At 71.4% G+C, this 13,402-nt stretch carries 9 protein-coding genes and 2 pseudogenes; 7 read left to right on the forward strand and 4 right to left on the reverse strand.

Annotated features, from left to right (window positions below; translation table 11 throughout):
- Window positions 1-61: 61 nt before the first annotated feature.
- Window positions 62-976, forward strand: a pseudogene (locus ACFY8W_RS13115) (helix-turn-helix domain-containing protein); the annotation flags it as partial.
- 161 nt (window positions 977-1,137) lie between these two features.
- Here ACFY8W_RS13115 and ACFY8W_RS13120 read toward each other — a convergent pair.
- A complete protein-coding gene (locus tag ACFY8W_RS13120) occupies window positions 1,138-2,592 on the reverse strand; it encodes a DHA2 family efflux MFS transporter permease subunit (protein ID WP_391103951.1) in 1,455 nt (484 codons plus the stop codon).
- 52 nt (window positions 2,593-2,644) lie between these two features.
- On the opposite strand from ACFY8W_RS13120, the gene dusB reads away from it, so the two are divergent.
- The 3 genes from dusB to ACFY8W_RS13135 all read left to right on the forward strand — a co-directional run bounded on the left by dusB (window position 2,645) and on the right by ACFY8W_RS13135 (window position 8,464).
- Window positions 2,645-3,820: a tRNA dihydrouridine synthase DusB gene (gene dusB, locus ACFY8W_RS13125; RefSeq protein WP_391103954.1), complete on the forward strand. Its 1,176-nt coding sequence runs from the start codon at window positions 2,645-2,647 to the stop codon at window positions 3,818-3,820.
- A 366-nt stretch (window positions 3,821-4,186) separates the two neighbouring features.
- Entirely contained in the window at window positions 4,187-6,898 is a 2,712-nt protein-coding gene (ppdK, locus tag ACFY8W_RS13130; protein WP_391103957.1) for a pyruvate, phosphate dikinase, read from the forward strand.
- A gap of 522 nt (window positions 6,899-7,420) precedes the next feature.
- The gene (locus ACFY8W_RS13135) at window positions 7,421-8,464 is read left to right on the forward strand and encodes a helix-turn-helix domain-containing protein (protein WP_391103959.1); all 1,044 of its coding nucleotides are present in this window, start codon (window positions 7,421-7,423) and stop codon (window positions 8,462-8,464) included.
- Here the strand turns inward: ACFY8W_RS13135 and ACFY8W_RS13140 are convergent.
- Window positions 8,434-9,593 (reverse strand): annotated as a pseudogene (locus ACFY8W_RS13140) (alkaline phosphatase PhoX). The gene ACFY8W_RS13135 and the pseudogene ACFY8W_RS13140 sit on opposite strands and share 31 nt — an antisense overlap.
- Window positions 9,594-9,753: 160 nt before the next feature.
- On the opposite strand from ACFY8W_RS13140, the gene ACFY8W_RS13145 reads away from it, so the two are divergent.
- From ACFY8W_RS13145 to ACFY8W_RS13155, 3 genes are all read left to right on the forward strand, one after another.
- Entirely contained in the window at window positions 9,754-10,794 is a 1,041-nt protein-coding gene (locus ACFY8W_RS13145) for a hypothetical protein (protein WP_391103962.1), read from the forward strand.
- 55 nt (window positions 10,795-10,849) lie between these two features.
- Complete coding sequence (locus tag ACFY8W_RS13150) at window positions 10,850-11,323, forward strand: group III truncated hemoglobin (protein ID WP_391103964.1); 474 nt, start codon at window positions 10,850-10,852, stop codon at window positions 11,321-11,323.
- Between the two features lie 111 nt (window positions 11,324-11,434).
- Window positions 11,435-11,863 (forward strand): VOC family protein, encoded by a 429-nt coding sequence (locus ACFY8W_RS13155; RefSeq protein WP_391103966.1) that lies wholly within the window; start codon window positions 11,435-11,437, stop codon window positions 11,861-11,863.
- A gap of 65 nt (window positions 11,864-11,928) precedes the next feature.
- On the opposite strand, the gene ACFY8W_RS13160 is transcribed toward ACFY8W_RS13155, so the two are convergent.
- Window positions 11,929-12,687: an SDR family oxidoreductase gene (locus ACFY8W_RS13160; RefSeq protein ID WP_391103969.1), complete on the reverse strand. Its 759-nt coding sequence runs from the start codon at window positions 12,685-12,687 to the stop codon at window positions 11,929-11,931.
- A 92-nt stretch (window positions 12,688-12,779) separates the two neighbouring features.
- Window positions 12,780-13,364 carry a TetR family transcriptional regulator C-terminal domain-containing protein gene (locus tag ACFY8W_RS13165; RefSeq protein ID WP_391103972.1) on the reverse strand — a complete coding sequence of 195 codons (585 nt, stop codon included), beginning with the start codon at window positions 13,362-13,364 and terminating at the stop codon, window positions 12,780-12,782.
- Window positions 13,365-13,402 lie beyond the last annotated feature (38 nt).

Genomic DNA, 13,402 nt, shown 5'->3' on the forward strand with positions numbered 1-13,402 from the left:
GGACTTATCCTGGTACAAGGACTACCTGGCAACGGGCTGAGAGCCCCGGCACCCTGGGAGCATGACCGTCATGACGCTCGACACGGCAGCCGCGGCCCGCACGGAACGAACGGCGGGCAAGCCCTCGGCCCCGGCCGCCGAACCCGACGTCCGGCGGCACGAGCTGGCCGCCTTCCTGCGCAGCAGGCGCGAGCGGATCAGCCCCGAACAGGTCGGGCTGCCGCGCGGCCGGCGGCGCCGCACCCCGGGACTGCGCCGCGAGGAGGTCGCCCAGCTCTCCGCCGTCGGCGTCACCTGGTACACGTGGCTGGAGCAGGCCCGGCCGATCCAGGTGTCCCCGCAGGTCCTCGACGCACTCGCCGGCGCCCTGCTGCTCGACCCCACCGAGCGCACCCACCTCTTCTCCCTCGCCGGGCAGTCCGACCCGCACCCCGAGACGCCCTGCCCGACCGTCACGCCGGCGCTGCGCGCCCTGCTCGACCAGCTGGAGCCGATCCCGGCCGCCGTGCAGAACAGCCGCTACGACTTCCTCGCCCACAACCGCACCTTCGGGCGGCTCTTCTGCGACCTGGACGCGCTGCCCCGCGAGGAGCGCAACAGCCTGTGGCTGGCCTTCACCAACGAGGACTTCCGCGCCGCCGTCACCGACCTGCCCGAGGTGCTGCGCGCGCTGGCCGGCAAGCTGCGCGCCGCCATGGCCGAGCACCTCGCCGAACCGGCCTGGAAGGCGCTGCTCCACCGCCTGGAGGAGGCCTCGCCGGAGTTCCGCGAGATCTGGGCGCGGCACGACGTGGTCGACCAGTCCGGCCGCACCAAGCTCATCGACAACGCCCACGTCGGCCTGCTCCGGCTGGAGCACACCAACCTGTGGCTCGGCCCGACCGCCGGACCGCGCCTGGTCACGTACGTACCGGTCGACGAGGCGAGCCGGGCCGGGATCGAGCGCCTGCACGCGCTGGTCCTGGCGGAGGAGGCCGCCCGCACCGAGGCCGAGGGCGCTGCGGTGACCGCGCAGGCCGTGGCCCCCGCGCCGCACGCGCAGGCCGTGGACTCCGCGCCGCACGCGCAGGCCGCGGGCCCGGCGCCGACCGCGGGGGCCACGGAGACCGGGCGCGCGGAGGGGGCCACCCGGGTCCGTCAGGGCGAGGACGCCCTCGCCGTCGCCTGAACCCCGGCGTCCTCCGTCTCGAGCCGCCGCGCCGTCCGTTCCGCGGTGCGCTGCGCCCACGGGCCGCTGCTGACCGCCCCGGCGAGCAGCACCGCCAGGCCGCAGCCGGTGACGACCCAGTACACCGGCTTGCTCGCCTCGACGAAGCCCTCGGTGGTGTAGGCCGCGGCCGAGGCCAGGCCCGCGGAGAGGACCGCGCCCGCCACCGCGACGCCCAGCGTCTGCCCGGTCTGGCGGCTGGTGGAGGCCACGGCCGCCGCGACCCCGGCCTGGGAGCGGGGCATGCCCGACACCGCCGTGTTGGTGATCGGCGCGTTCACCAGGCCGAAGCCGATGCCGAAGACCACGTAACCGGTGAAGAGCAGCGGCGTGCTGGTCTCCGCGTGGAAGGCGGCGAACAGCAGCGCGCCCGTGGCCATCGCCGTGCCCGCGAGCAGCAGCGAGGGCCGCGGGCCGCGCGTCCCGACCAGCCGGCCGGACAGCGGCGCGAAGACGAAGGTCATCGCCGCCATCGGCAGCATGTAGAGCCCGGCGTGCAGGGCGGACAGGCCGCGGACGTCCTGGAGGTACAGGGTGTTGAGGAAGAGGAAGGCACCGAGCGCGGCGAAGGCGCACACGGCGATCACGGTGGCGCCGCTGAACGGCGCGCTGCGGAAGAACCGCAGGTCGATCAGGGGCTCGCGGCGCCTCGGCTCGTAGACCAGGACGCCGAGGAGGGCGAGCACCGCGACGCCGGCGAAGAGGGTGCTGGTCTCGATGATCGCGTAGGTGAGGGAGCCGAGCAGCACCGTCACCAGGACCTGGCCCACCGGGTCGGGGCGGCGGGGCCGGGGCGCGCGGGACTCGGGGACGTGGCGCAGGGTCAGGGCGAGCGCGACGAGACCGACCGGAAGGTTCACCCAGAAGATCGACCGCCAGCCGACCGACTCGACGAGCAGACCGCCCACGAGCGGCCCGGCCGCCATGGAGACGCCGACGACCGCGCCCCAGACGCCGATGGCACGCGCGCGTTCGGCCGGTTCGGTGAAGGTGTTGGTGATGATCGACATGGCGACCGGGTTGAGCATGGAGCCGCCCACGGCCTGCACCATCCGGAAGGCGACGAGGGTCTCCAGCGTCGGCGCGAGCGAGCAGAGCAGCGAGCCGAGGACGAAGAGCACGAGCCCGGTGGTGAAGACCTTGCGGCGGCCGATCCGGTCGGCGGTGGAGCCGGAGAGCATGAGCAGCGAGGCGATCACGAGGGTGTAGGCGTCGATGGTCCACTGCATGCCGGAGACCGAGGCGTCGAGATCGCGCCGCATCGAGGGCAGCGCCACGTTGAGCGCGGTGTTGTCCAGGCTGACGATCAGCAGGCTCATGCAGCAGATCGCTAGGACGAGCCGTCGGCGGGAGCGGCTGAGCTGCGGCTTCGGTGGCTCGGGCATGTGCGGATCGTACGGCTGTCTAAAGACTCGCGCAGTGCGGGACAATGGGCGAATGACCGCGTTCTCCCCCCTCGCCATCGGGCCGCACATCGTGCAGCCGCCGGTGGTGCTCGCGCCGATGGCCGGCATCACCAACGCCCCCTTCCGCACCCTCTGCCGTGAGTTCTCCGGAGGGAAGGGTCTGTTCGTCAGCGAGATGATCACGACGCGGGCGTTGGTCGAGCGCAACGAGAAGACGATGCAGCTCATCCACTTCGACGCGACCGAGAAGCCGCGGTCGATCCAGCTGTACGGAGTGGACCCGGTGACCGTCGGCAAGGCGGTCCGGATGATCGTCGACGAGGACCTGGCCGACCACATCGACCTGAACTTCGGCTGCCCGGTGCCGAAGGTGACCCGTAAGGGCGGCGGCTCGGCGCTGCCGTACAAGCGGCCGCTGCTGCGGGCGATCCTGCACGAGGCCGTGACCAACGCGGGCGACCTGCCGGTCACGATGAAGATGCGCAAGGGCATCGACGACGACCACATCACGTACCTCGACGCGGGCCGGATCGCGGTCGAGGAGGGCGTCACGGCGATCGCCCTGCACGGCCGGACGGCCGCCCAGCACTACGGCGGCACGGCCGACTGGGACGCCATCGCGCGGCTGAAGGAGCACGTGCCGGAGATCCCGGTGCTCGGAAACGGCGACATCTGGTCGGCGGACGACGCGCTGCGGATGATGCGCGAGACCGGCTGCGACGGCGTGGTCGTGGGCCGTGGCTGCCTGGGCCGCCCGTGGCTGTTCGGCGACCTGGTGGCGGGCTTCGAGGCCCCCCGAGCTCCCGGCTTCGCTCGAGCAGGGGGAACCCCCACGGGCACCTATGCGACGCCGGGGCTGCGGCAGGTCGCCGAGGTGATGGTGCGGCACGCGACGCTGCTCGGCGAGTGGATCGGCGACGAGACGCGCGGTGTCATCGACTTCCGCAAGCACGTGGCCTGGTACCTGAAGGGCTTCGCGGTCGGTTCGGAGATGCGCAAGAGGCTGGCGATCACCTCGTCCCTGGACGAGCTGCGCGCTCAGTTGAGCGAGCTGGACCTGGACCAGCCGTGGCCGGCGGGCGCGGACGGCCCGCGTGGCCGTACGTCCGGAAACAACCGGGTCGTCCTGCCGGACGGCTGGTTGAAGGACCCGTACGACTGCGCGGGAGTGAGCGAGGACGCCGAGTTGGACACGTCCGGAGGCTGAGATCCGAGCTCATCGGAGCGCTCTCCGGCGAGTGATTCTCGCCACCCCTGATAGGGGTCGCGCTCAGATGAGCAGGTTACAAGCTTCTCTCCCGCTTGAAGGGTGGCACTGGGTGCCACCCTTTTTGCGTTCAAGAGTTGAACGCAGATGCTGGATTACGCGCTCATGTGAGCGTTCTAGGCCTGGTTCGGGTCAAGCGGCCTTCGGGGCCTGAAAGCGGAAGCTACCCGTCAGTTACTTTCGAAGTGCTGGCGGACGGGTGGTTAAGACCGGGTGACCGGTAGGCGTACCTCCCCAGACGCCTTCGATCTGGGTATGTTCCTCGCCGTCAGGGCAGCCAACCGAGTCGTCGAGGAGTCGAGACCCGTGTCGGAAAACAATGATCAGAAGTTCGTGTACGACTTCACCGAGGGCAACAAGGATCTGAAGGATCTCCTCGGTGGCAAGGGCGCGAACCTGGCCGAGATGACCAACCTCGGTCTCCCGGTTCCTCCCGGCTTCACGATCACGACCGAGGCGTGCAAGACCTACCTCGACAGCGGCTCCGAGCCGGCCGAGCTCCGCGACGAGGTCAGCGCGCACCTCGACGCCCTCGAGCAGAAGATGGGCAAGAAGCTCGGCCAGGCCGACAACCCGCTGCTCGTCTCCGTGCGCTCCGGCGCCAAGTTCTCGATGCCCGGCATGATGGACACCGTCCTCAACATCGGCCTCTCCGACAAGTCCGTCGAGGGCCTCGCCGCGCAGGCCGACAACGAGCGCTTCGCCTGGGACTCGTACCGCCGCCTGATCCAGATGTTCGGCAAGACCGTCCTCGGCGTGGACGGCGAGCTCTTCGAGGACGCCCTCGACGAGGCCAAGGCCGCCAAGAAGGTCACCAGCGACACCGACCTGGACGCCGGCGACCTGAAGAAGCTCGTCAAGCAGTTCAAGAAGATCGTCAAGAGCGCGACGGGCCGCGACTTCCCGCAGGACCCGCGCGAGCAGATGGATCTGGCCATCAAGGCCGTCTTCGACTCCTGGAACGGCGACCGCGCGAAGCTGTACCGCCGCCAGGAGCGCATCCCGCACGACCTCGGCACCGCCGTCAACGTCTGCTCCATGGTCTTCGGCAACCTCGGCCCGGACTCCGGCACCGGCGTCGCCTTCACCCGCGACCCCGCCTCCGGCCACCAGGGCGTCTACGGCGACTACCTGCAGAACGCGCAGGGCGAGGACGTCGTCGCCGGCATCCGCAACACCGTGCCGCTCGCCGAGCTCGAGTCGATCGACAAGAAGTCGTACGACCAGCTCATGCAGATCATGGAGACGCTGGAGACCCACTACAAGGATCTCTGCGACATCGAGTTCACCATCGAGCGCGGCCAGCTGTGGATGCTGCAGACCCGCATCGGCAAGCGCACCGCCGGTGCCGCCTTCCGCATCGCCACCCAGCTCGTGGACCAGGGCCTCATCGACGAGGCCGAGGCGCTGCAGCGCGTCAACGGCGCCCAGCTCGCCCAGCTGATGTTCCCCAAGTTCGACGAGAACGCGAAGGTCGAGCAGCTCGGCCGCGGCATCGCCGCCTCCCCGGGCGCCGCCGTCGGCAAGGCCGTCTTCGACTCGTACACGGCCGTCAAGTGGTCCCGCTCCGGCGAGAAGGTCATCCTCATCCGCCGTGAGACCAACCCGGACGACCTGGACGGCATGATCGCCGCCGAGGGCATCCTGACCTCCCGCGGCGGCAAGACCTCGCACGCCGCCGTCGTCGCCCGCGGCATGGGCAAGACGTGTGTCTGCGGCGCCGAGGAGCTCGAGGTCGACACCAAGCGCCGCCGCATGACCACCGCCTCCGGCGTGGTCATCGAGGAGGGCGACGTCGTCTCCATCGACGGCTCCACCGGCAAGGTGTACGTCGGCGAGGTACCCGTCGTACCGTCCCCGGTCGTCGAGTACTTCGAGGGCCGCATGCACGCCGGCGCCGACGACGCCGACGAGCTGGTCCAGGCCGTGCACCGGATCATGGCCTACGCCGACCGCGTCCGCCGCCTGCGGGTCCGCGCCAACGCCGACAACGCCGAGGACGCCTCGCGCGCCCGCCGCTTCGGCGCCCAGGGCATCGGCCTGTGCCGCACCGAGCACATGTTCCTCGGTGAGCGCCGCCAGTACGTCGAGCGCCTGATCCTCGCCGACACCGACGAGGAGCGCGAGGAGTCGCTGAAGGCCCTCCTCCCGCTGCAGAAGCAGGACTTCGTCGAGCTCTTCGAGGCGATGGACGGCCTGCCGGTCACCGTGCGCCTGCTCGACCCGCCGCTGCACGAGTTCCTGCCCGACATCACCGAGCTGTCGGTGCGCGTCGCCCTCGCCGAGGCCCGCAAGGAGCCGCACGAGAACGACCTGCGCCTGCTCCAGGCCGTGCACCGGCTGCACGAGCAGAACCCGATGCTGGGTCTGCGCGGCGTCCGCCTCGGACTGGTCATTCCCGGCCTGTTCACCATGCAGGTCCGCGCCATCGCCGAGGCCGCCGCCCAGCGCATCGACGCCAAGGGCGACCCGCGGGCCGAGATCATGATCCCGCTCGTCGGCACCGTCCAGGAGCTGGAGCTGGTCCGCGAGGAGGCCGAGGCGGTCATCGCCGAGGTCCAGGCGCAGACCGGGATCGAGCTGAAGCTCGCGCTCGGCACCATGATCGAGCTGCCGCGCGCCGCGGTGACCGCCGGTCAGATCGCCGAGGCCGCGGAGTTCTTCTCCTTCGGCACCAACGACCTGACCCAGACGGTCTGGGGCTTCTCCCGCGACGACGTGGAGGCCAGCTTCTTCACCGCGTACCTGGAGAAGGGCATCTTCGGCGTCAGCCCCTTCGAGACCATCGACAAGGACGGCGTGGGCGCCCTGGTCCGCCAGGCCGTCGAGGCCGGCCGCGCCACCCGCCCGGACATCAAGCTCGGTGTCTGCGGTGAGCACGGCGGTGACCCGGAGTCGGTGCACTTCTTCCACGAGGTGGGCCTCGACTACGTCTCCTGCTCGCCGTTCCGGATCCCGGTGGCGCGCCTGGAGGCCGGCCGTGCGGCGGCCGAGGCGAGGGGCAGCGACAGCCGCTGACCTTCGGTTCAGTAGCAAAGACCACCGGAGCCGCCGTTCGTCCCCGACCCTCAAACCGATGGGCGGCGGCTCCGGTTTCCAGGAGAGACGGGGCGGACACCTTGTGCGGAGGTGTCCGCCCCGTCGTGTTTCGTCCCGGTGGACTGTTGCATGATCGTTGGGGAAATGTGGGTTCCTGTTCAACTCATGCGCGGGCGAACATTGAATTATTCGTCCTTGAACATTCGCAAAGAATGAGACGGGCGCGGCCCCCGGATCCCCACCCGGAGGCCGCGCCCATTCGGTTCGTCGGGCGGGTGAGCCGCAACCCTCGCCGACCGCCGCCGGACGCTCCAAAGCCCCCCACGGTCTTCGTCGCGTCACCTCGGTCCTGAAGGTTTCCCGTCCGACGTGCACAGCTTTTCGGTTCCCCGCCGTTCGCCGCGAGGCTTTTCAAGTGTGGCTGAAACACCCTGGTAACGTGCAGTGATGGTGTGCATACTCGTCCGCGGGGGTGGTTGCGAGTGCACAGGTGGGGGTTCCATGCTGCGGATTCATTTCACCGGAAACGACTTGGCGGGGGTGCGGATGGCCGCACAGCCGGACGTTCTGTGGGAAACGATTCTCAGTTTTCATCGTTTAAGGGACCGGCGCGGCTCCGTGGTCTACGGGGAATGGCGGTCCGAAGCCCGGATACGGCTGGGCGGCGAGACGCGGCTGCTGGCCGCGCTCGTCCCGAGCCGCGGCTATTTCCCCGACTTCCTCACCCCGCCCCAGGGCATCCTCGGCCTCGACGAGGGGCTTGACGCGGTCCGCGCCACGCCGCCCGGACGACTCCGCACCGAGCTCGCCCTGATCGGCGCCGCCCGCTCCGGGCGCCCCGTCGTCCCGTCCGCCCTGCGCGCCCTCGCCGAGGGCGGCGCCGGGATGCTCGGCAGGCTCCTCACCGCGCTGCGCGGCTACCACCGGGCTGCCGTCGAGCCGTACTGGTCCCACATCCAGGCCCGGGTCGAGGCCGACCGGGCACGCCGTGGCCGGGCCCTGCTCGACGGCGGGGCGGACGAACTCCTCGCGTCCCTGCCGCCGATGCTGCGCTGGCGCAGCCCCGTCCTGGAGGCCGACTACCCGGTCGACCGTGACGTCCACCTGGCTGGCCGCGGGCTGCTGCTCCAGCCCTCGTACTTCTGCCGCGGCACCCCGGTCGTGCTGCGCGACCCCGAACTGCCGCCGGTCCTGGTCTACCCGATCACCCACTGCGAGGCGCCGACCGTGCGGGCCCCGGGCCTGCCGTCGCTCGCCAAGCTGGTCGGGCACACCCGCTCGGCGGTCCTGAACGCCATCGGCGACGGGGGCACCACCAGCGAACTCGCCCGCAGGGCCGGAGTGTCCCTCGCCTCCGCGAGCCAACACGCCGGCGTCCTGCGGGAGGCCGGCCTGGTCGCCACGCTGCGCCACGGCAACGCGGTCCTGCACACCCTGACGCCCCTGGGCGCCGCCCTCCTCGGAGGGAACGGCGCCCAGGGACCGGTGCAGGCTCCCGCCTACGAGCGGGCCGCCTACGCGCGGAACGGGCCGGTCACCTCGTAGGTGATGCCGCCCGACGAGCTGCCGCTGGTGCCGCGCTGGCTGGAGAAGTACAGCCGGCGGCCGTCGGGGGAGAAGGCCGGTCCCGTGATCTCGGAGGAGGACTGGCCGGTGATCCGCAGGAACGGCGCGACGACGTCGTCCGGCGTGATGATGCAGATCTCCATGTTGCCGCCGTCCTCGGCGACGAACAGGTCGCCCGAGGACGCGCCGGTGACGTTGTCCACGCCGGTCAGCGGCGCGCCGCCGCCGACCACCAGCGAGTCGTCGTAGGCCAGTTCGTACGTGCCGGCGGCCAGGTTGACCTGCCAGACCCGGTTGTCGCCCTTGGTCGTGAACCAGACGGTGTCGTTCGCGTAGTAGCAGCCCTCGCCGCCGTTGAACCGCTTGGCGCCGGAGACCTGGTTGCGGGTCGTGGTCGGCGCGCCGTCCGGGTCCGGGACGGTCTGCCACGTGAAGGTGCCGGAGGTGGCGGTGCCGGCCTTGAAGACCTGGAGGGTGCCGGAGGAGAGGTTGCCCCAGGTGGTGGGCAGGAAGCGGTAGAAGCAGCCGTCCGACTCGTCCTCGGTGAGGTAGATCGCCCGGCGCACCGGGTCCGCCGCGGCCGCCTCGTGCTTGAACTTGCCCATGGCGTCACGGCGGACGGCCGCGTTCACGCCGAACGGGTCGGTCTCGTACACGTAGCCAGGCTGACCTCCTCGCAGGACAGCCAGGTGTTCCACGGCGTCTTGCCGCCCGCGCAGTTCTGCCGGGTGCCGGAGAGGATGCGGTAGGCGCCCGTGACGGCGCCGGTGGAGCCGAACTTCACGGCGCTCGCGCCGCCGCTCGGGTTGATCTCCGAGTTGGACACGTAGATCCAGCCCGATCCGTCGGCGAAGCAGGCGCCGCCGTCGGGGGCGTTGTGCCAGGTGTACGAGGTGCCCGCGACCGTCTGGCCGGACCGGGCGATCACCCGGCTGGTGAAACCGGCCGGCAGCTGGATGCCGTTGGCGTCCGCCGCGCCGAGGGCCCCGTAGGGGCCGGCGCCGGGCTGGGCGGGTGCGGCGAAGGCCGACCCGGCCCAGAGGCTGCCGCCGAAGGCGGCGGCCGAGGTGCCGATGACAGCTCCACGCAGGAAACTGCGTCGCTCCACGTCTCACTCCTGAGGAGAGGGGGTGAACCGCCGCACCGGTCGGCGGCGGGTTCGCGCGCTTCCGGAACCTAGGGGTACGGAGTTGACCGGGCGTCAACGGACGGTGACGGGGAGGCGGCGGGCGCGGGGCGGTGTCAGTCGGGGCCGCTACCTTCTCGGCATGGACGTCGACGCACACCTGATCGATTCGATCGCGCTGCCGGGAGCACGCGGGTTGCTGTACTCCCTGGAGAGCCGGGGCCCTGCCGGCCACCGGGCCCTGCTCCTCCAGGGAGCCGACCTGGAGGTGCACGACCTGGCGGCGGTCCTGGCGGGGGAGCGGGCCCCGGACGTCGTGTTCCCGCTGCCCTGGCCCGGCTGGGGCCGCGGCGTCCACTCGGTGGCACCGGACGGCACCTTCGCCGTCTTCTCGGGGCAGCGCTCCGTGCGGGCGGCGAACGCCGACGGCACGACCCGATGGGTGTACGGGCACGCCTGCTGGGATCCGCAGGTGGGGCACCCGCACACCGGGGACCCGGCGCAGATCTGCCCCGGGTACGAGTCCGGCTCCTGCCACGTCTCCGCCGACGGGCGGTTCGTGTGGGCCCATGTCGTCCTGACGGCCGGGGACGACCCCGACGACTACCAGGAGGGCTGGGTGGTCCTCGACGCCGAGGACGGCCGCGAACTGACCCGGCTGCCGCTGGCCGACAGCTACGCCGCAGGCTCGCACCACCTCGTCCACCCCGACGGCGTGCACATGGGTCTCTGCGTCGGCATGGGGCAGGACGGCGTGCTCGTCTACTGGGGCCGGTGGGACGGGGAGGAGCTGACGGTCCACGACGAGCTGAACGACGGACTCGACCGCATCCTCACAGACGTCCATCCCGCGCACCCCGGCTTCCTCACCGTCGAGCACTACGGCAACGACCTCCAGCTGCACGCCCTCGACGGAACGGTCCTCGCCGAGAACGAGGAGCGGCGCTGGGACCACGGCTGCGGCTTCCTCGACGGGGACGCCGTCCTCGTGACCACCCAGGTCGCGTACGCCTCCGACCCCGCGGACCACGCCACCTGGCTGCTCGACGCCCGCACCCTGGAGACGCGTGGGCGCGTCACCTACCCCACGGGCACGGCCGACAGCCAGGTCCGGCCGCTCGGCGACGGCACCTGGCTCACGTACGACCGCGAGACGGACACCGTCCGCCGCTGGACGCTCTGAGGCCCGGGGACCTTCGGCACTGGCCCCGCGGCGCCGCATCGGGGACCCTTGCCGCATGCGTGCCACCCGTGCCGTCCACGACATCGGCTCCCGCGACGACCTCGACGTCCTGCTGCGCCGCTTCTACGAAGCGGCCTTCGCCGACCCGCTCATCGGGCCGTACTTCACCGAGATCGCCGGCACCGACCTCGGCACGCATCTGCCGAGGATCACCGACTTCTGGGAGCGCGCCCTCTTCCGCGGCGCCGGGTACCGGCGCGACGCCTTCGGTCCGCACGCCGCCCTGCACTCCGCGCGGCCCCTCAGCGCCGCCCACTTCGGCCGCTGGGTGCAGCTGTGGCACGCCACGGTCGACGGCCTCCACCAGGGTCCGCTCGCCGAGCGCGCCAAGGCGCAGGGCGAGCGCATCGCCGTCGCCATGCTCCGGCGGCTCGGCGGGCGGGACGCTTCCACCGACGCGCCCGCGGGCGTCGGCGGCAGCGGCGGCTTCGTGCCGCTGGCGGCGCTCAGGCTGCGGTCGGTGGCCTGAGCGGAAAAGATTTCCGAGGAAAGTGCCGAGACGCCGATGAGTTCCGGCGGGTCCGCCCGTCTTAACTCCCGAAAGCGCCGACACGGCTCCCACGGAAGAGAGAGTGACACCATGGCCCCGCAGATGATCTTCGTGAACCTGCCCGTGAAGGACCTCGACACCAGCAAGGCCTTCTACGAGCGGCTCGGCTACTCGATCAACCCGCAGTTCACGGACGAGACCGCCGCGTGCGTGGTCATCAGCGACACGATCTTCGCGATGCTGCTCACCGAGGAGAAGTTCCGGAGCTTCACCGCGCCCGGCAAGGAGATCTCCGACGCCACCAAGAACACCGAGGTGCTGATCACGCTGAGCGCCGAGAGCCGCGAGAAGGTCGACGAGCTCGCCGAGAAGGCGCTGGCCGCCGGCGGCGGACCGGCGAAGGAGCCGATGGACATGGGCTTCATGTACGGCCGCTCCTTCGCCGACCCGGACGGCCACCACTGGGAGGTCTTCTGGATGGACCCGGCGGCCGCGGCGGGCGACGCCCCGCAGGGCTGAGCGCCCGGGTATTCGCCACGGGCAGGCGCCCGGACGGTCGTCCGGGCCTCCGCCCGGGCGGGACGTCAGGCAGAGACGCCGCCGTCGATCACCAGGTCCGTGCCGACGGCGGAGCCCGCCGCGTCCGAGGCGAGGTACAGCACCGCGGCCGCGATCTCGGCCGCCGAGGAGATCCGCCCGAGCGGCGACTGCTCCTTCATCCGGACCTCCCGCTCGGCCTCCGTCTCGCCGGGCAGCAGCGACATCGAGGACTCCGAGGCACCCGGGCTCACCGCGTTGATCCGGATCCCCTCGCCGATGTGGTCGCGGGCGGCGGCCCGGGTGATCGCCGAGACGGCCGCCTTGGACACCTGGTAGCCGAAGAGGCCCGGGACGCGGACGTGGGCACCCAGGTTGGACGCGATGTTGACGATCGAGCCGCCGCCGTGGCCGCGCATATGGGCGATCTCCGCCTGGAGCGCGTGCAGGACGCCGGTGACGTTGACGTCGAGCAGCGTCTGCCAGTCGTCCAGCGGGAAGTCCGCGGCGCTGTGGCCGCCGCGGAACACCCCGGCGTTGTTGACGGCGACGTCGAGCCCGCCGAAGGCCGCGACCGTGTCCCGTACGAGCCGGTGGGTGTCCTCCGCGACGGAGACGTCGGCGGTGAACGCCCGGGCGGTGCCGCCCGCGGCCTCGATCAGGGCCACCGTCTCGTCGAGGGCCGCGGCGCCGCGGCCGGCGACGGCCACCTTGGCGCCCTCGGCGGCGAAGGCGAGCGCGACGGCCCGGCCCAGGCCGCTGCCGGCGCCGGTGACGAGGACGGTGCGGTCGGTGAAACGCGACATGGTGCCTCCTGGGCTTCGATCTGAACTGGACCGTACGTTCTGTTATTCGTGCCGAAGAAAAGGGCGCCCGTAGGCGCCCGGTGCGGAGCCGGTCAGCCGAGCAGTGCGAGCGCCTGTTCCGCCGCGTCCCGTACCCGGGCCGGGTCGCTCGACGCCTTGCCGACCACCCGCAGGCCCTGCATCAGGACGAGCAGCATCCGGGCGAGCGTCCGCGGATCACGGTCCTCCGGAAGTTCGCCCTGCGCTTTGGCGCGGCTGAGCGCGCTGTACAGCAGGGTCTCGACCTGCTCCCAGCTGAGCTCCACCCGGCGCGCCACCGCCCCGTCGTGCGGGGCCAGTTCGGCCGCAGAGTTGGTGACGAGACAGCCGTTCTGGCGGACCCCGTCGGTCCCGGCCTCCGCCGCGAACCGGCGCACCAGGGCGCGCACGGCGGGCAGTGCCGGGCCCGGGGCGGACAGCTCCGCCATGATCCGCGGGTCGCGGGTCTCCAGATAGCGCTCCAGGGCCTTCATGTACAGCTCGTGTTTGCTGCCGAAGGTCGCGTAGAGGCTGGCGCGGCCGATGCCGAGGTGTCCGACGAGGTCCGCCATCGACGTCGCCTCGTAGCCGCGCGCCCAGAACAGGTCGAGGGCTGCCTGGAGCGCGGCGTCGGGATCGAATTCCTTGGTCCTGGCCACGAGGAGACGCTACGTCCATCTGGAACGACCGGTCAAGT

Origin of the sequence: Streptomyces sp. NPDC012637, from assembly GCF_042954805.1 — a bacterium.
Classification (GTDB): domain Bacteria; phylum Actinomycetota; class Actinomycetes; order Streptomycetales; family Streptomycetaceae; genus Streptomyces.